This is a genomic window from Enterobacter cloacae complex sp. HYC074_NIDB (assembly GCF_056673345.1).
Genome location: NZ_CP114214.1, coordinates 4657914 through 4675905 on the forward strand (window position 1 = coordinate 4657914; position 17992 = coordinate 4675905).

13 protein-coding genes are annotated in these 17992 nt (G+C 56.3%); 6 read left to right on the top strand and 7 right to left on the bottom strand.

Annotation, left to right across the window (positions count from 1 at the left end):
• Window positions 1-53: 53 nt before the first annotated feature.
• The gene (gene ppc, locus O1724_RS22585) at window positions 54-2705 is read left to right on the top strand and encodes a phosphoenolpyruvate carboxylase (protein WP_017383108.1); all 2652 of its coding nucleotides are present in this window, start codon (window positions 54-56) and stop codon (window positions 2703-2705) included.
• A 102-nt stretch (window positions 2706-2807) separates the two neighbouring features.
• Window positions 2808-3656, top strand: a complete 849-nt coding sequence (locus O1724_RS22590; protein WP_045343486.1) for a helix-turn-helix transcriptional regulator — start codon at window positions 2808-2810, stop codon at window positions 3654-3656.
• Here O1724_RS22590 and O1724_RS22595 read toward each other — a convergent pair.
• From O1724_RS22595 to O1724_RS22615, 5 genes are read right to left on the bottom strand one after another with little or no spacing between them, the layout of a single operon-like run.
• Entirely contained in the window at window positions 3643-3999 is a 357-nt protein-coding gene (locus tag O1724_RS22595) for a PTS fructose-like transporter subunit IIB (protein WP_045343485.1), read from the bottom strand. The genes O1724_RS22590 and O1724_RS22595 overlap by 14 nt on opposite strands.
• A gap of 2 nt (window positions 4000-4001) precedes the next feature.
• Entirely contained in the window at window positions 4002-4877 is an 876-nt protein-coding gene (locus O1724_RS22600; protein WP_045343484.1) for a [formate-C-acetyltransferase]-activating enzyme, read from the bottom strand.
• Window positions 4843-7140: a formate C-acetyltransferase gene (locus tag O1724_RS22605; RefSeq protein WP_048245113.1), complete on the bottom strand. Its 2298-nt coding sequence runs from the start codon at window positions 7138-7140 to the stop codon at window positions 4843-4845. The genes O1724_RS22600 and O1724_RS22605 overlap by 35 nt, the downstream gene beginning before the upstream one ends.
• A 51-nt stretch (window positions 7141-7191) precedes the next feature.
• Window positions 7192-7512, bottom strand: a complete 321-nt coding sequence (locus tag O1724_RS22610) for a PTS fructose-like transporter subunit IIB (RefSeq protein WP_045346531.1) — start codon at window positions 7510-7512, stop codon at window positions 7192-7194.
• Window positions 7513-7526: 14 nt separating this feature from the next.
• Entirely contained in the window at window positions 7527-8606 is a 1080-nt protein-coding gene (locus O1724_RS22615; protein WP_045346530.1) for a PTS fructose transporter subunit EIIC, read from the bottom strand.
• A gap of 305 nt (window positions 8607-8911) precedes the next feature.
• Between O1724_RS22615 and ptsP the strand changes: the two genes are divergently transcribed.
• Genes ptsP through gldA form a run of 3 tightly spaced genes read left to right on the top strand, consistent with a single transcriptional unit; the run spans window position 8912 to window position 13206 of the window.
• The gene (gene ptsP / locus O1724_RS22620) at window positions 8912-11413 is read left to right on the top strand and encodes a phosphoenolpyruvate--protein phosphotransferase (RefSeq protein WP_045346529.1); all 2502 of its coding nucleotides are present in this window, start codon (window positions 8912-8914) and stop codon (window positions 11411-11413) included.
• A gap of 14 nt (window positions 11414-11427) precedes the next feature.
• Window positions 11428-12090 (top strand): fructose-6-phosphate aldolase, encoded by a 663-nt coding sequence (fsa, locus tag O1724_RS22625; protein ID WP_023315033.1) that lies wholly within the window; start codon window positions 11428-11430, stop codon window positions 12088-12090.
• Window positions 12091-12102: 12 nt separating this feature from the next.
• A complete protein-coding gene (gene gldA / locus O1724_RS22630; RefSeq protein WP_126297430.1) occupies window positions 12103-13206 on the top strand; it encodes a bifunctional L-1,2-propanediol dehydrogenase/glycerol dehydrogenase in 1104 nt (367 codons plus the stop codon).
• A gap of 92 nt (window positions 13207-13298) precedes the next feature.
• On the opposite strand, the gene katG is transcribed toward gldA, so the two are convergent.
• Window positions 13299-15479, bottom strand: coding sequence for a catalase/peroxidase HPI (gene katG, locus O1724_RS22635; RefSeq protein WP_003862046.1), 2181 nt, complete (start codon window positions 15477-15479; stop codon window positions 13299-13301).
• Window positions 15480-15623: 144 nt separating this feature from the next.
• Window positions 15624-16514: a methylenetetrahydrofolate reductase gene (gene metF / locus O1724_RS22640; protein WP_032608105.1), complete on the bottom strand. Its 891-nt coding sequence runs from the start codon at window positions 16512-16514 to the stop codon at window positions 15624-15626.
• Window positions 16515-16887: 373 nt separating this feature from the next.
• On the opposite strand from metF, the gene O1724_RS22645 reads away from it, so the two are divergent.
• Window positions 16888-17979 carry an IS4 family transposase gene (locus tag O1724_RS22645; RefSeq protein ID WP_411320431.1) on the top strand — a complete coding sequence of 364 codons (1092 nt, stop codon included), beginning with the start codon at window positions 16888-16890 and terminating at the stop codon, window positions 17977-17979.
• Window positions 17980-17992 lie beyond the last annotated feature (13 nt).

Genomic DNA, 17992 nt, shown 5'->3' on the forward strand with positions numbered 1-17992 from the left:
CCAGAAGATTTTCGCCTGGGCATAAACAAAAATGATGGGGTGACTGGGTTTTTATGAACGAACAATATTCCGCGTTGCGTAGTAATGTCAGTATGCTCGGCAAAGTGCTTGGAGATACCATCAAAGACGCACTGGGGGAGAACATCCTCGACCGCGTTGAAACCATCCGCAAGCTGTCCAAATCTTCCCGCGCCGGTAATGAGGCCAACCGTCAGGAGCTGCTTACCACCTTGCAGAACCTCTCCAACGATGAGCTGCTGCCCGTTGCCCGCGCCTTCAGCCAGTTCCTGAACCTGGCAAACACCGCTGAGCAATACCACAGCATTTCGCCAAAAGGCGAAGCGGCCAGCAACCCGGAAGTCATTGCCCGCACCCTTCGTAAACTCAAAGACCAGCCCGACCTCAACGAAGCGACCATCAAAAAAGCGGTGGAATCCCTTTCGCTGGAGCTGGTGCTGACCGCACACCCAACCGAAATCACCCGTCGTACGCTGATCCACAAAATGGTGGAAGTGAACAACTGTCTGAAGCAGTTGGATAACAAAGACATCGCCGACTACGAACGTAACCAGCTTATGCGCCGCCTGCGCCAGCTGATTGCCCAGTCCTGGCACACCGATGAAATTCGTAAGCATCGCCCAAGCCCGGTCGACGAAGCCAAGTGGGGCTTTGCGGTGGTGGAAAACAGCCTGTGGGAAGGGGTACCCAACTACCTGCGCGAGCTGAACGAACAGCTGGAAGAAAATCTGGGCTATCGCCTGCCGGTCGACTTTGTGCCGGTTCGCTTCACCTCCTGGATGGGCGGCGACCGCGACGGCAACCCGAACGTGACGGCGGAAATCACCCGTCACGTCCTGCTGCTGAGCCGCTGGAAAGCAACCGACCTGTTCCTGAAAGATATTCAGGTGCTGATCTCCGAGCTGTCGATGGTGGAAGCGACGCCGGAACTGCGCGCGCTGGCCGGTGAAGAAGGCGCCAGCGAGCCGTACCGCTTCCTGATGAAAAAGCTGCGCGGTCAGCTGATGGCCACTCAGGCCTGGCTGGAAGCGCGCCTGAAAGGCCAGCGCCTGCCGAAGCCGGAAGGTCTGCTGAGCCAGAACGAACAGCTCTGGGAGCCTCTATACGCCTGCTATAAATCGCTCCAGGCTTGTGGGATGGGCATCATTGCCAACGGCGAACTGCTCGACACCCTGCGCCGCGTGAAGTGTTTCGGCGTGCCGCTGGTGCGTATCGACGTTCGTCAGGAAAGTACCCGTCATACCGAAGCGCTGGGCGAGCTGACCCGCTACCTCGGCATTGGCGACTACGAAAGCTGGTCAGAAGCCGACAAACAGGCGTTCCTGATCCGCGAGCTGAACTCCAAGCGCCCGCTGCTGCCGCGCAACTGGGAGCCAAGCAATGACACCCGCGAAGTGCTCAACACCTGTAAAGCGATTGTAGATGCGCCGAAAGGATCGGTGGCCGCCTACGTGATCTCCATGGCGAAGACCCCGTCCGACGTGCTGGGCGTTCACCTTCTACTGAAAGAAGCGGGCATTGACTATGCTCTGCCGGTAGCACCGCTGTTTGAGACTCTCGACGACCTGAACAACGCTAACGACGTGATGACCCAGCTGCTGAACATCGACTGGTATCGCGGCTTTATTCAGGGCAAACAGATGGTGATGATCGGCTATTCCGACTCCGCGAAAGATGCGGGGGTGATGGCAGCCTCCTGGGCGCAGTATCAGGCGCAGGATGCACTGATCAAAACCTGTGAGAAAGCCGGTATCGAGCTGACCCTGTTCCACGGACGCGGTGGCTCAATTGGTCGTGGCGGTGCGCCTGCACACGCGGCGCTGCTCTCTCAACCACCAGGAAGCCTGAAAGGCGGCCTGCGCGTGACCGAGCAGGGCGAGATGATCCGCTTCAAGTACGGCCTGCCGGAAGTGACCATCAGCAGCCTGTCGCTTTATACCAGCGCGATCCTCGAAGCCAACCTGCTGCCGCCGCCGGAGCCAAAAGAATCCTGGTGCCGGATTATGGACGAACTGTCTGACATCTCCTGCGATCTGTACCGCGGCTACGTGCGTGAAAACAAAGACTTTGTCCCTTACTTCCGCTCGGCCACGCCTGAACAGGAGCTGGGTAAACTGCCGCTGGGTTCGCGCCCGGCCAAGCGTCGCCCGACCGGTGGCGTTGAATCCCTGCGCGCGATTCCGTGGATCTTCGCCTGGACGCAAAACCGCTTAATGCTGCCAGCCTGGCTGGGTGCCGGTGCGGCGTTGCAAAAAGTGGTGGAAGACGGTAAGCAGAGCGAACTGGAAACCATGTGCCGCGACTGGCCATTCTTCTCTACCCGTCTGGGAATGCTGGAGATGGTCTTCTCGAAGGCCGACCTGTGGCTGGCGGAATACTACGATCAGCGCCTGGTGAAGCCGGAGCTGTGGGCGCTGGGCAAAGAGCTGCGCGAACTGCTGGAAGGCGACATCAAAGTGGTGCTGGATATCGCCAATGACTCCCACCTGATGGAAGACCTGCCGTGGATCGCCGAGTCTATCCAGCTGCGTAACATCTACACCGACCCGCTGAACGTTTTACAGGCTGAACTGCTGCACCGTTCGCGTCTGGCGGAAGAGGAAGGTAAAGAGCCGGATCCACGCGTTGAACAGGCGCTGATGGTAACGATTGCGGGCGTTGCGGCAGGTATGCGTAACACCGGTTGATCGGTTTTGCCAGGTGGCGCTTACGCTTACCCGCCCTAAAATAGGCTTTTCGTAGGCCCGGCAAGCACCAGCGCCGCCGGGCAATACCCTGGTATCCACACCATGCACCACGACATTACCCAGATCCTGACTAACCTGATCAACGGCACAACGCCGCTGCGTCAGGTGCATTTTGCAAACTCCGCTACCTCCGCCCCCGAACTTGCCTTGCAGGTCGATTTTCCACGTCTGGAGATCGCGATCGAAGGTTCGATGAAAGACCAGGCTGGCTGCGTTTTACAGCAGGGTGATGTTTTATACGTCCCGGCTGGCGGCTGGAATAATCCACAATGGCAAGCACCCGCAACAACGCTGAGCATCCTGTTTGGCAAACAGCAGCTTGGGTTTAGCCTTTTGCACTGGAATGGTATAGACGTTCGAAACCTGACAAAGCAGCACGTTGCCCGCCGCGGTCCCCGTATTGGATCGCTACTCTTACAGACGCTTCATGAAATGCAGATGCAACCGCATGAGCAACAAACCGCGCGGCTGATTATTGCCAGCCTGCTTAGCCACTGCGTCGACCTGCTGGGTAGTCAGATCCAAACCGCCTCCCGCAGCCAGGCTTTGTTTGAAGCAATTCGGGTCTATATTGACGAACACTACGCCACTCCCCTTACCCGGGAATCCGTCGCGCAGGCGTTTTATATCTCCCCAAACTACCTGTCGCATCTGTTCCAGAAAACGGGCGCAGTGGGTTTCAATGAGTACCTGACGCACACCCGACTGGAACACGCGCGCCAGTTACTGAAAGGATATGATTTGAAAGTGAAAGAGGTGGCGCATGCCTGCGGATTTGTCGACAGCAACTATTTCTGCCGGTTGTTTCGTAAAAACACCGAGCGTTCGCCGTCAGAATACCGTCGCCAGTATCACAGCCAGCTCACCGGGAAGGTCATTAGTCCAGAATGACCTGAGTATGCTGCGGAGCGGCTAACATTTTACGCACCGCCCCCATCACCTTTTGTGGGTCGCGTAAAAAGGCGCTAATACCGCACTTCACGTAGCGCGCATGCTCGAAACGTTCGCTGCCCGCCAGTTCGATATCGGTAATGAGCAATACGACATCGGCTCGCCGTATGTCGTCTTCCGTAAGCTCGCACTCAACACCCAGCGCTCCCTGCGTCTCAATGTTAACGCTCCACTTCTCCTGCTGGCAGAGCTTTTCCAGACGTTCGGCAGCCATATAGGTATGTGCGACGCCACTGACACACGCGGTCACCGCCACCAGATGACGTCCCGTTATCACTGTCATGTTCAGCCTCCCACGGTAACATTGAAACCTTCGCGCTCTGCCAGTTGACGCATCGCTGACACCTCATCTTCTGTCGGAGGGGTCGCTTGCCGCATTCCCCACTCCTGTCCCAGCAGACGGTATTTTGGCTCCCCATACTGATGAAAGGGCAATAAATGCAGTTGCCGTATTCCTGAAGGTAGCAGGAAAGCCAGCACGCGCGCCATGTTCGTTTCGTTAAGCGTATAGCCAGGAATAAGCGGCACACGAGGAATCACGTTTATCCCGTCAGCCACCAGCTGGCGGAAATTATCCAGCACTCTGGGAAGATTCATTGCCACAATCGATTGGGCCAGATCCGCGTCCATGATCTTTAAATCAAACAACACTTCATCACACTGGCGAGCCAGCGGCATTAATCGGGACAAAGGGGCATCGCCTGCCGTTTCGATGGCCGTATGCACGCCGAAACGGCGTAAACCCTGTAGAAATTTTGTCGCGAAAGGCGCATGCAGCAACACTTCGCCACCCGAGAGCGTCACCCCACCTCCCGAGGAACGAAAGAAAACATCGTCTTTCATTACCTCGCTTACCAGCTCCTCCAGCGTAACATCCCGCCCAATAGGCTCAAATGCGCCGGAGGGGCACTCATCGACGTCCCGCAAACAGGGTGCACAGTGAAGACATTTGCTTTCTCTGCGCACCGTTTCGATTTTCGGTGAAATTGACTCCGGATTCGCACACCACGGACAACGGTGAGGACAACCTTTAAAAAAGACCACCGTACGGATGCCGCGACCGTCATTCAATGAGTAGCGCTGGATATTGAAAATACGCGCCACCTCGGCGTGCGTTTCAACCACGTCACAGCTGATGCGCTGTGCGGCGGATAATGTCATCCTGGATCTCCTTCGATAACTCAACAAAGAAGGCGCTGTAGCCAGCAACGCGCACCACCAGCCCGGCAAAATCCTGTGGACGCTGTTGCGCTTCACGCAATGTTTCCGCGTTCACCACGTTGAACTGGATATGCTGCAACTTAAGCTGGGTGAAAGCACGAAGGAAATCCGCCAGCTTTTGCAGCCCGGCATCGCCTTCCAGCGTCGCAGGGGTAAATTTAACGTTTAACAGCGTACCGTTAGATAACAGATAGTTATCCAGCTTGCTTACCGATTTAAGTACCGCCGTTGGGCCCTGCATATCTTGCCCAAGCATCGGCGAGAGCCCACCGTCAGCCAGTTGCTCTCCGGCAAAGCGGCCATCCGGTGTAGCTCCCACCACTGCCCCCAGCGGCACGTGTGCCGATACGGTATAAGAGCCTGGCGTGAACTGTCCGCCGCGCGGGTTCCGGTATTTTTCGACCTCTTTACAGTAATGGCGCAACAGTTCAGCGCTGATATTGTCGACATCATCGATATCATTGCCGTATTTTTCGAAGCGATTGATCAACCTTGCACGCACCTTTTCTCCCTCAGGGGTGGCAAAGTTCGCTTTTAACACGGCTAAGAGCTCATCAAAACTTAAGCGATGCTGTTCAAAGACCAACCCTTTCAGGGCGTGCAGTGAATCACTCAGGTTGGCTATCCCGATCCCCTGAACGCCAGAAAAGTTATATCGCGCCCCGCCGTCGGTAATATCTTTCCCTGATTCAAGGCAATCGCTGATAAATGAAGAGAGCAACGGTACCGGTGCCCAGTCTCGATGGCCGATATCGCAAATGTTGCTCCCCTCAACCATCAGCGCAATGTAGTGGTTAATTTTGGCCCGAATATGGTCCAGCAAGCCTTCATAACTCAGCGTTGAATTGCCTTCGTTCTCCAGCATCGCGATTTCCATTACTTTCAGCAGGTTAAACATCGCGATATCGTGCAGACCGTAGGTTTTACCCGGAATTGACAGTTCTACACAGCCTACCACCGCGTAGTCGCGCGCATCCTCCAGCGACACACCCCGATTCAGGAAAGCGGGTACCACCACTTCATCATTGAAAATCTGCGGAATACCAGTGCCCAGGCGGATCGTCTCTGCCGTTTTAAGCAGGAAAGGTCGGTCGATAAGTTCATTAACCCGTACGCCAAGGTTCGGTTGAGGAAGCTGAACGCTTTGGTAAGCATCCAGGCACAGGAAGGAAAGCACATTCACCGCGTTACGCCCGCTTTCCGTCAGTCCGCCCAATAACGCGGTATACCCGGTCGGGAAGCCGGCAAAATAACGGGCGCTGCTGGTCGAGCGCAAGAGCACCACGTCGTTACACTTCACCCACAGCGATTCCAGCAGCTCTTTCAGAAATGCCGGGTCGTCTCCCTGCGTTAACGAGGCCTGATAAAACGGCAGCATATACTGGTCGAAGCGCCCAATAGAAAGCGAGCTGGCGTTAGATTCGTATTGCAAAATGACGTTCATATACCAGAACAGCTGACACGCCTGCCAGAACGTTTGCGGCTTATGCTCCGCGTTGTGCCGCGAGATTTCGGCAATCTTTCGTAGCTCTTCACGCCGTGAAGCGTCATCACAGACGGTTGCAAGCGTTTCAGCCAGCGCAGCATAGCGCAGAATATGGCGCTGGGAGGCTTCAAGCAGAATCAGCGCGGCGGCATAGAACGTGTTCTGAGCATCGCGGGCACAATATTCTCGCATTTGCTCCACCAGCGCACCCAGCCCGTTATTCAGCAGGCGCGGATAATCAATAATGATATGCCCCTGCCCTTTGTCCGTCTGGTTGACGCTGAAAATTTGCGTCCCTACAGCGGCTTTCACCTCATCCGTCATCTGGCTGTTGATGAAATCTTTCATCGACCGTTTTTCCCAATAGGGATACAGCACGTCGCGGTAGATCTGCTTATCCGCTTCGCCGATCTCGAAGCGGTCCTGCGGACGTGTGGAAAACTGGTCCAGCTCCTTAAGTAGCCAGTACGGATCCATCTCAGGGGACATAATGCCCGCGCGCGGTTTAACGGTGCGGTTTCCGGCAATCAGTTCCTCATCACGAATCGCGATATTCACATGGTCAAGAATGTACGCCGTGGCTTTTGCTCGCCTGAGGATAACCGGCTCGCCCTCCGTCTGTTGATGGCTGGCGGTATAGAGCAAAGCACGCTCAAGCGAGATTTCACGTGGACTGGCAAAAAGTGCGTCTTTCAAACGCTGGATACGATTCGTCATGAGGGAACTCCTGTAACGGAAAACGAACCCGCCCCGAAGGGCGGGAGAGCGTCAGGCGATTTGCGCCAGGTGGGCATCAATTTTGTTCATGATGGCGTCGGCGCGTTTTACCGCGTCGCTGATATTGACGCGTACAATGGTTTTCCCGGCAAAGCGCTCTTCGAATTTAATGCCGATATCTTTGGTCAGGATCACCATATCGGCGGCGGCAACGTCTTCTGCCGTCAGTTCGTTCTCCAGGCCAATTGACCCCTGCGTTTCAACCTTCACTTCCCAACCTTTAGATTTGGCGGCACTTTCCAGCGCTTCGGCCGCCATGTAGGTATGGGCAACGCCTGACGGACAAGCTGTTACTGCGATAATTCGGGCCATGTTCTTTTCCTCAATCAGTTAATTTCGAAATCCAGATCCAGGTCGTCCTCTTTTTCCTCGACCTGTTTTGCATTCTTGCGGGCAAAACTCTTCAGCACGTTAACGCTAATGGCCGTCACAACAGCCCCCACGGCAACCGCCACGATGTAGCCCAGCTTGCCCTCCACCACAGGGAGAACGATGAGCCCGCCCCAACCGGCATAGCATTGTGCGCCCATCACGGCGGCCGTCACTGCGCCACATGCGGATCCCAGCATGATGGAGGGAATAACGCGCAGAGGATCAGCAGCAGCGAACGGAATGGCCCCTTCGGTGACCCCCACGCAGCCCATCACTAATGCAGCCTTACCCGCTTCACGCTCTTCACCGGTAAAACTCTTGCGATTAATCAGCGTCGCCAGGCCTAATCCTAGCGGTGGTATGCAAATAGCCACGGCGGCAATTGCAACGACGGTATAGACGCCCTGCGCAACGCAAATCAGCATGAAGGCATACGCCACTTTGTTGACCGGGCCGCCCATATCGAACGCCAGCATGAGACCGATAATAATGGCGAGTACCACAATGCTGCCCTGCTGCATTCCTTGCAGCCACTGGGTAAGGCCGGTGGTCAGTGCGCCTACAGGCTCGCCCAGCCCCCACATCATGATGCCTGCTGTGATAAACGTGCCGATAATCGGGATGATGAAGATAGGCATGACGGAGCGCAGCACTTTCGGGACCGGCAGTTTTTTCAAGTACCAAACGACAATCCCACCGAAAATCCCGGCGATAATCGCGCCAAAGAACCCGGCACCGAAGCTGTTGCCCACCCAGGCGGCAATTGCACAGGGAGCCAGCGCGGCACGTTCTGCAATGGAGTAGCCGATATAGGCGGCGAGGAATGGCACCATCAGCGTTAACCCCGCCACGCCGATATCAAAGAGCTTTTTCAGGTTGGGATCAGTTGCGGCATCGGGCACCGCGCCTTTGCCATACAACATGACCGAAACCGCCAGCAAAATGCCGCCCGAGACCACAAACGGGATCATGTGCGACACCCCAGTCATCAGATGCTGCCGCGTGTTCTTGAGAATATGCACCAACTCTTTCATATGTCGCTCCTGGCCTAAAACCATAAAGATGTTGTGGCAAACAATAGGCAATCAGGAAGACGGCGGACAGGAGACAAAAAGGCCATTTACTGGATTTTTGTAATGTCGAAATAAAAATGCGATCCGCCTCGACATTTCTGATAGACGTTACGCATAAGACAAAGGACCACAACCTGTGAGTCAAATCTCACTTTCCACGTGACATTACATTTGTCCAGCTTTTGGCAGATTTGTCACATGGCGCGCGTCATCAACACACTCGTATGCTGTTGCCCAATGAATGAGGATTGATTTCAGGAGTGTGTATGGCTCTCGTAGTGGAATTTACCTGTGAATTACCCAACGGTGTTCACGCGCGTCCGGCAAGTCATGTGGAAACGCTGTGCAATACGTTTATCTCGCAAATCGAATGGCACAACCTGCGCACAGACCGTAAAGGGAATGCCAAGAGCGCACTGGCAGTCATTGGCACCGATACGCTGGCAGGCGATGCCTGTCGTCTGGTGATCCAAGGTGAAGATGAGCAGAACGCCTATCAGCAACTGGAACAATGGCTCCGGGAAGAGTTCCCACACTGTGATGCGCCGCTCGCAGAAGCCATTAATAATGAGCGCGATCCGCTGCCAGAATCCCTCGCGCGCCTTAACCCAACACTTTTCCGCGCCCTGCCCGTTTGCAGCGGTAGCGCCCAGGGCGTGTTGACCTTGCTGGCCTCGCTGGATCTCAACGCACTGTCAGATTTAGCCGAAGCGAAAGACGAAGAAGATGAGCAGTTAGCACTGGATAATGGTCTCACCCTGCTGGTGAAAAACATTGAGCTGCGCGCGCTGGACAGCGACAGCACCGCCAGCGCCATTCTTGAAGCCCATCGTTCGCTGGCTACAGATACCTCGCTGCGCCAGCACCTCCTGTCAGGGGTCAACCGGGGCTTAAGCTGCGCCCAGGCCATCATCGCCACGGCGAACCATTTCTGCGAAACGTTCTCTCGTTCCAGCAGCACGTATTTGCAGGAGCGTGTGCTGGACGTTCGCGACGTCTGCTATCAGCTTTTACAGCATATCTACGGTGAAGCGCGTTTCCCGTCTCCGGGGCAACTGACGCAGCCGAGCGTCTGCCTTGCTGACGACCTCACGCCCGGCCAGTTCCTGGAACTGGATAAAACTCTGCTCAAAGGGCTGCTGTTAAAAAGCGGTGGAACAACCTCGCACACGGTTATTCTTGCACGTTCCTTTAATATTCCGACGCTGGTGGGCGTCGACGGTGAAAGCCTGTTGCAGTGGCGCAATCAATCCGTATTTATCGATGGCAATGCTGGTGCCGTCGTGGTCGATGCAAGCGATGCGGTGGCGCGCTACTACCGACAGGAAGCACGGGTACAACAGGCACTACGCGAGCAGCAGGGCATCTGGCTGGACCGGGAAGCCAGAACCGCCGACGGCCTGCGGGTTGAGATTGCCGCGAACATCGCCCATGCGGTGGAAGCGCAGGCAGCCTTTGAGAACGGCGCCGAGGGCGTTGGCCTGTTTCGCACCGAAATGCTTTATATGGACCGCAGCAGCGCGCCCGGTGAAAACGAGCTCTACAACATTTTCTGTCAGGCACTGGAAAGTGCAAACGGGCGCAGCATCATCGTGCGGACCATGGATATCGGCGGCGATAAGCCGGTAGAGTACCTGAAGATCCCGGCCGAAAATAACCCGTTCCTCGGTTACCGCGCCGTACGTATTTACGAAGAGTATGCAGTGCTTTTCACCACCCAGCTTCGGGCGATCCTGCGCGCCTCTGCTCACGGCAGCCTGAAGATCATGATCCCGATGATCTCTTCCATGGAAGAGATCCTGTGGGTGAAAGAGAAACTTGCCGAAGCGAAACAACAGCTCCGCGCTGAGCATATTCCGTTTGATGAGAAAATCCCGCTTGGCATCATGCTGGAAGTCCCTTCGGTGATGTTTATCATCGACCAGTGTTGCGAAGAGATTGATTTCTTTAGCATCGGTAGCAATGACCTGACGCAGTATCTGCTGGCTGTTGATCGCGATAACGCCAAAGTCACACGCCATTACAACAGCCTGAACCCGGCCTTCCTGAGGGCGCTGGATTACGCGGTACAAGCCGTCCATCGCCAGGGGAAATGGATTGGCCTGTGCGGCGAACTGGGTGCAAAAGGCTCGGTGTTGCCATTGCTGGTGGGTCTGGGTTTGGACGAGCTGAGCATGGGGTCGCCTGCTATCCCGGCAACCAAAGCGCGTCTGGCTCAGCTTGATAGCCGCGCCTGCCGCCAGTTGCTGAATCAGGCCATGGCGTGTCGCACCTCACTTGAAGTGGAGCACCTGCTGGCGCAGTTCCGCATGAATCAGCAGGACACACCTCTGGTTACACCTCGCTGCATTTCACTGGACAATGACTGGAACAGCAAAGAAGAGGTCATGAAAGGAATGACCGATAACCTGCTGCTCGCAGGACGTTGCCGCTACCCACGCAAGCTGGAGGCCGATCTGTGGGCACGCGAAGCGGTCTTCTCCACCGGGCTCGGCTTTAGCTTTGCTATCCCGCACAGCAAATCGGAGCACATTGAGCAATCCACCATCAGCGTTGCACGCCTGAAAGCCCCCGTCATGTGGGGAGATGAAGAAGCACAATTCATCATCATGCTAACGCTGAATAAACACGCCGCGGGCGATCAGCATATGCGTATTTTCTCCCGACTGGCACGCCGCATCATGCATGAGGATTTCCGCAATGCGCTGGTTAACGCCAGCTCAGGGGAGGCGATTGCTTCCCTGCTACAACACGAATTAGAACTGTAAAACGAGGAAGAGTGATGGAACTGTACCTGGATACCGCCAACGTAGCGGAAGTTGAACGCCTGGCGCGCATTTTTCCCATTGCGGGCGTTACCACCAACCCGAGCATCATTGCCGCCAGCCGTGAATCCATCTGGGACGTGCTGCCGCGCCTGCAAAAAGCCATTGGGCCGGAAGGCATGCTGTTTGCTCAAACCATGAGCCGCGATGCCGAAGAAATGGTGGCGGAAGCAAAACGGCTGAACAATGCCCTGCCGGACATCGTGGTAAAAATTCCCGTCACTGCACAGGGGCTCATCGCGATTAAGGCGCTGAAGAAAGAGGGAATTACCACGCTGGGCACCGCCGTTTACAGCGCCGCTCAGGGTTTACTGGCCGCGCTGGCAGGCGCGAAATACGTTGCGCCGTACGTCAACCGCGTCGACGCACAGGGCGGCGACGGTATTGGCATGGTACAGGAGCTGCAGTCCCTGCTGGAACTGCATGCGCCGGAAAGCATGGTGCTGGCTGCCAGCTTTAAAACGCCGCGCCAGGCGCTGGATTGCCTGTTGGCAGGATGTGAGGCAATCACGCTTCCCTTAGACGTAGCGCAACAAATGCTCGACACACCAGCGGTAGAGTCAGCCATAGAGAAGTTCGAGCAGGACTGGAAAAACGCGTTTGGTAACCTCAACCTCTAAGGGAGAACTGTTATGGACCGTATTATTCAATCGCCGGGGAAATACATCCAGGGTGCAGATGTTCTTACTCGCCTCGGCGACTACCTGAAGCCGCTGGCGAATCGCTGGCTGGTGGTGGGCGATAAATTTGTGCTGGGTTTTGCTGAAGAAACCCTGCGTCAGAGTTTTAAAAAAGCCGGACTCCATGCCGAAATTGCACCCTTTGGTGGCGAATGTTCGCAAAATGAAATCGATCGGCTGAAAAAACTGGCCGACAGCGCCGACTGCCTGGCGGTGCTGGGTATCGGTGGCGGAAAAACGCTGGATACCGCCAAAGCGCTGGCCCACTTTATGGACGTGCCGGTGGCCATTGCCCCGACCATTGCCTCCACCGATGCGCCGTGCAGCGCCCTCTCCGTGATTTATACCGACAGCGGTGAGTTCGATCGCTACCTGATGCTGCCGCACAACCCGAACATGGTGATTGTCGATACCAAAGTGGTGGCAGGCGCACCTGCGCGCCTGCTGGCCGCCGGGATTGGCGATGCACTGGCAACCTGGTTTGAAGCGCGCGCCTGTTCGCGCAGCGGCGCCAAGACCATGGCGGGTGGCAAGTGCACGCAGGCAGCGTTAGCGCTGGCAGAGCTGTGCTACAACACGCTGGTTGAAGAGGGCGAGAAAGCGATGCTGGCGGCAGAGCAGCATGTCGTCACACCGGCGCTGGAACGCATTATCGAAGCCAACACCTATCTCAGCGGGGTGGGCTTTGAAAGCGGCGGGCTGGCGGCGGCGCATGCCATTCACAACGGCATGACGGCGGTGCCGGATGCGCATCATTTTTACCATGGTGAAAAGGTCGCGTTCGGCACGCTGACACAGCTGGTACTGGAGAACGCGCCGGTTGAAGAAATTGAGACCGTCGCCGCGCTTTGCCACAGCGTTGGGCTGCCGATCACCCTGGCGCAGCTGAACATCAAAGAGGATATTCCGGCCAAAATGCGGCTGATCGCGGAAGCGTCCTGCGCCGAAGGTGAAACCATTCACAACATGCCTGGCGGCGTCACGCCGGATCAGGTCTATGCGGCGCTGCTGGTGGCCGACCAGTATGGACAGCGATTCTTGCAGGAGTGGGAGTAACGAAAAAAGCCGGGTGGCGCTGCGCTTACCCGGCCTACATGGCACTTTAATTTGTAGGCCGGGTAAGGCGTAGCCGCCACCCGGCACATGGGTTACTTCACGTCAAACCGGTCCAAATCCATCACTCGCGCCCACGCGGCAACAAAATCACGGACGAACTTCTCGTGTGCATCACTGCTGGCGTATACTTCGGCCAGCGCACGCAGGACGGCGTTTGAACCGAAGACCAGATCGGCGCGGGTGGCGGTGTATTTCACTTCTCCGCTGGCGCGATCGCTACCGGCAAACAGCTCGTTTGAGTCATCGGTCGCTTTCCACTGGGTGTTCATATCCAGCAGATTAACGAAGAAGTCGTTGCTCAGCACGCCCTCGCGGTTGGTAAACACGCCATTCTTGCTGCCATCGAAGTTTGCACCCAGTACGCGCAGACCGCCGATTAGCACCGTCAGTTCCGGCGCGGTCAGGGTCAGCTGCTGGGCTTTGTCGATCAGCAGCGACTCGGTGGTGGATACATCCACCTGCGCACGGTAGTTGCGGAAACCGTCGGCAACCGGTTCGAGCAGGTTAAACATCTCGATGTCCGTCTGGTCCTGACGCGCATCTACGCGGCCTGGGGTAAACGGTACGTTGACGTAAACGCCTGCCGCTTTCGCCGCCTGCTCAACGCCCACAACACCTGCCAGCACGATGATATCGGCCAGTGAGGCTTTATTAGTGGTGCGCTGAATAGCTTCCAGAGCCGGTAACGCCCGTACCGCCGCGGCGTTCACATCCCAGTCGCGCTGAGGCGCCAGCGCCAGACGCGCGCCGTTAGCGCCGCCACGCTTGTCGCCGCCGCGGAAGGTCGATGCCGACGCCCAGGCCACGGAAACCAGCTCGCTCACGGAGAGACCAGAGGCCGCGATTTCCGCTTTCAGGCTTTCAATATCTTCCTGCGTCGGATGGAACACCGGCTGAGGCAGCGGATCCTGCCAAATCAAATCTTCTTTCGGCACTTCCGGGCCAATGTACCGCGCTTTTGGCCCCATATCGCGATGGGTCAGCTTGAACCACGCGCGCGCAAAGGCTTCGTTGAAGGCCTGCGGATCGTTCAGGAAGCGACGGGAAATTTTCTCGAATTCCGGATCAAAACGCAGCGTCAGGTCGGTGACCAGCATGGTTGGCTTGCGTTTTTTCGACGGGTCAAACGGGTCAGGCATAATTTCTGGCGCATCCACGGCTTCAAACTGAATGGCGCCCGCCGGGCTACGCGTCTGCACCCATTCGTATTTGAACAGGTTCTCGAAGAAGTAGTTGCTCCACTGGGTCGGGGTTTGAGACCAGATAACTTCCAGCCCGGAGGTGATGGCGTCAGCGCCAATACCGGTGCCGTGCGTGCTGGCCCAGCCCAGACCCTGCGCTTCAATCGGCGACGCTTCCGGGTCAGTGCCCACATGCGTGGCTTCGCCTGCGCCGTGCGTTTTACCGAGCGTATGGCCGCCTGCAATCAGCGCGACGGTCTCTTCGTCGTTCATGCCCATATTGCCAAAGGTAGCGCGGATCGCCGCCGCCGCAGACAGCGGTTCACCGCTGGCGTTTGGCCCTTCCGGGTTAACGTAAATCAGGCCCATTTCAGTGGCCGCAAGCGGGCGCTTCGCCAGCGCTTCCGGGTCACGGTGGGTCAGCCAGGCTTTTTCATCGCCCCAGTTCACATCCAGATCCGGTTCCCAGACGTCTTCACGCCCGGCACCGAAACCAAAAGTGCGGAAGCCGGAGTTCTCCAGCGCCACGTTACCCGCGAGGATAAACAGGTCGGCCCAGGAGATTTTTTGTCCGTATTTTTGCTTAACTGGCCACAGCAGACGGCGAGCCTTATCCAGGCTGACGTTATCAGGCCAGGAGTTCAGCGGCGCAAAACGTTGCTGGCCGCGCCCCGCGCCGCCGCGACCGTCAACGGAGCGATAGGTACCCGCACCGTGCCAGGCCATACGAATAAACAGGCCCGCATAGCTTCCCCAGTCGGCAGGCCACCACGGTTGTGAGTCGGTTAAAAGGGCTTTGAGATCGCCCTTAAGGGCGGAATAGTCGAGCTTGCTGAATTCTTTGCGGTAGTCGAAGTCTTCACCCAGCGGGTTCGAACGGTTGGAATGTTGGTTTAGAAGATCGATGCGGAGTTGTTTAGGCCACCAATCTTTGCTGCCGGTACCTGCACCCGCGCTGTGATCGACGCCGCCCTGGTGGAACGGACATTTGCCGGCGGATGCCGCGTTATTGGTCTCGTCTGACATGCTCATCGCTATGCTCCCTTTACAGTGTTACCGTTACGATATACACCACTAGCGATAAGAGATAGTTGAATTAATCCACAGATTCGATAGCTAATACCTTTTAACTCTCTGTTCGATTAAAAAGCCCTCGTTTTATGAGGGCTTTTTACTTTACAGCGCCGGGCGAACACCGAGCGTATGGCAAATGGCATAGCTCATTTCCGCGCGATTCAGGGTATAGAAATGGAAATCTTTCACCCCTTCGCGGCTTAAAATCTTCACCATGTCCATCGCGATATTGGCCCCCACCAGCTTGCGGGTTTCCGGGTCGTCGTCCAGCCCTTCATACATTTTGGACATCCACAGCGGAATGCGCACGTTGGTCATATCCGCGAATTTCTTCGCCTGTTTGAAGTTCGAGACCGGCAGAATACCAGGGATGATTTCGACATCAATACCTGCCGAGACGCAGCGGTCACGAAAGCGCAGGTAGCTTTCAACGTCAAAGAAGAACTGAGTAATCGCACGGTTAGCACCAGCCTCCACTTTACGCTTCAGGTTGAGCAGATCCGCCTGGGCACTTTTGGCTTCCGGGTGAACTTCAGGGTAGGCGGCCACGGAGATATCAAAGTCGGCAACGTCTTTCAGCAGGCCGACCAGATCGGCGGCAAACATCTCTGGCTTACCGCTGCCTGGCGGGAGGTCGCCGCGCAGGGCCACAATGTGGCGAATGCCGTTATTCCAGTAGTCCTGGGCAATGGCGTGCAGTTCATCACGGGTGGCGTCGATACAGGTCAGGTGCGGCGCCGCTTCCAGACCGGTTCGGTCTTTAATGCCCTTAATGATGCTGTGCGTGCGGTCACGCTCACCGGAGTTGGCGCCGTAGGTCACGGAGACGAACTTCGGCTTGAGGCTGCTCAGGCGATCGATAGAGCTCCACAGGGTTTGCTCCATTTCACTGGTGCGCGGCGGGAAAAATTCAAAAGAGACGTTAATCTGGCCGTTTACTTCGGCCAGGCTCTGGTTCAGTGCTTCCCGCTGGTTGGCGTGAAAAAAGCTCATACCCTACCCCTATCAATCGCGTGTCATTGTCTGTTGTGTTGTGAACTTCTATACGTTTAGACGTCCAGATGTAAAAATGACGGAAAAGCGGGATGACGTCAACAGAAATAATCAACATTAACGGTGAGGTTTGTTCAGGGAAGATGAAGGGCATTCATGATGGGGGTGAGTGCGGTCTGATACCCTCACCCTGACCCTCTCCCACAGGGCTGAGGGTTCCCCAGAAAAATGAAAAGCACGATGAAGTGTGATCTACTGGTTGCGCTAACAAATCAGAAGAGACCTCATCGTGCCTTTACAGACAGTCTGCCAGAAATTTTTCTCCGCGTCTTTACCGGACATTCACAGCTTTCGGGTTAATGTCCTTGTTTCCATGGCTGTTGCCCTCACCCACGGCGCCAGACTGACCCTGACCAGCCTGGGACGAACCCTGCCCGGCAGGGCGCACGTCAAAAATAAAATTAAACGGGTTGACCGTGCCCTGGGCAATACCGCTCTCCAGCGTGATATTCCCCGTATTCAGCACCACCTCACACATGCCATCACCTCCGTGATGCCCTTCTGTGTTATCGCTGTCGACTGGACAGGCTGGCATGACAGGAACTGGCATCTTCTGCGGGCAAGCCTGCTCTGTAATGGTCGTTCACTTCCTCTTATGAGTGAGGTGGTTCCCGCAGAGCTGGCGCAGAACAGCGATGTACAGTGTCGCTTCCTTGACCGCCTCCATGATGCCATCCCGAAAGATAAAGCCGTCACCGTCATTACGGATGCCGGCTTCAGAACAGACTGGTTCCGGCATGTCAGCCAGCTGGGCTGGAGCTTTACCGGCAGGGTCAGGGGCTGCATCAGCTTCCGGCTGGACGGAGAAAAAAAGTGGATGAAAATCAGCGAGCTTGAGGCCTCCGGGCAACCGGTCTGCGTGGGGCACGGTGTCCTGTCCCGTAAACCACGTACGCCCTGTTACGGACGGTTTTATCTGCACAGGCGCCCGGAAGCAGGGCGTCATGGAAAGGGCGGAATGCCAAAAACACAGCGGGAACACCGCAGCAGCGCACGGGAGCCGTGGCTGCTGTTCAGTAATGCAGAAAGTCTGGAGCCACACCAGATAATGGCGCTGTACAGCCGCAGAATGCAGATAGAACAAAACTTCCGGGACGACAAGAGTCCGCGCTTCGGGTTCGGTCTGAGGCTGAGCCGGAGCCAGGGAAAAGGACGACTGGAAGTACTGAATATGGTGGCGGCGATGGCAAGTCTGGTGATGTGGCTGGCAGGCTACAGGGCCGAAAGACAGTGCTTACACAGGCACTATCAGGCAAGCAGCGTCAGGCATAAACGGGTTCTGTCCTACCTGAGTCTGGCAGAAGAAGTGATCCGGCATGAGCCTGATAAAGTAAGGCGACTGAATATAGGTAACGAGATGAAAAAGCTGGGAAAAGAGTACAGTAATATGGTCATGGTGGCATGACCATATTACTGGG

What these genes read in the sequence shown, in the direction of transcription:
- O1724_RS22595 (WP_045343485.1), bottom strand. Translation starts at nt 3,999, where the DNA reads ATGACAGTGATAACGGGACGTCATCTGGTGGCGGTGACCGCGTGTGTC.
- O1724_RS22645 (WP_411320431.1), top strand. Translation starts at nt 16,888, where the DNA reads ATGGCTGTTGCCCTCACCCACGGCGCCAGACTGACCCTGACCAGCCTG.
- O1724_RS22590 (WP_045343486.1), top strand. Translation starts at nt 2,808, where the DNA reads ATGCACCACGACATTACCCAGATCCTGACTAACCTGATCAACGGCACA.
- ptsP (WP_045346529.1), top strand. Translation starts at nt 8,912, where the DNA reads ATGGCTCTCGTAGTGGAATTTACCTGTGAATTACCCAACGGTGTTCAC.
- katG (WP_003862046.1), bottom strand. Translation starts at nt 15,479, where the DNA reads ATGAGCATGTCAGACGAGACCAATAACGCGGCATCCGCCGGCAAATGT.
- fsa (WP_023315033.1), top strand. Translation starts at nt 11,428, where the DNA reads ATGGAACTGTACCTGGATACCGCCAACGTAGCGGAAGTTGAACGCCTG.
- O1724_RS22605 (WP_048245113.1), bottom strand. Translation starts at nt 7,140, where the DNA reads ATGACGAATCGTATCCAGCGTTTGAAAGACGCACTTTTTGCCAGTCCA.
- O1724_RS22615 (WP_045346530.1), bottom strand. Translation starts at nt 8,606, where the DNA reads ATGAAAGAGTTGGTGCATATTCTCAAGAACACGCGGCAGCATCTGATG.
- metF (WP_032608105.1), bottom strand. Translation starts at nt 16,514, where the DNA reads ATGAGCTTTTTTCACGCCAACCAGCGGGAAGCACTGAACCAGAGCCTG.
- gldA (WP_126297430.1), top strand. Translation starts at nt 12,103, where the DNA reads ATGGACCGTATTATTCAATCGCCGGGGAAATACATCCAGGGTGCAGAT.
- ppc (WP_017383108.1), top strand. Translation starts at nt 54, where the DNA reads ATGAACGAACAATATTCCGCGTTGCGTAGTAATGTCAGTATGCTCGGC.
- O1724_RS22610 (WP_045346531.1), bottom strand. Translation starts at nt 7,512, where the DNA reads ATGGCCCGAATTATCGCAGTAACAGCTTGTCCGTCAGGCGTTGCCCAT.
- O1724_RS22600 (WP_045343484.1), bottom strand. Translation starts at nt 4,877, where the DNA reads ATGACATTATCCGCCGCACAGCGCATCAGCTGTGACGTGGTTGAAACG.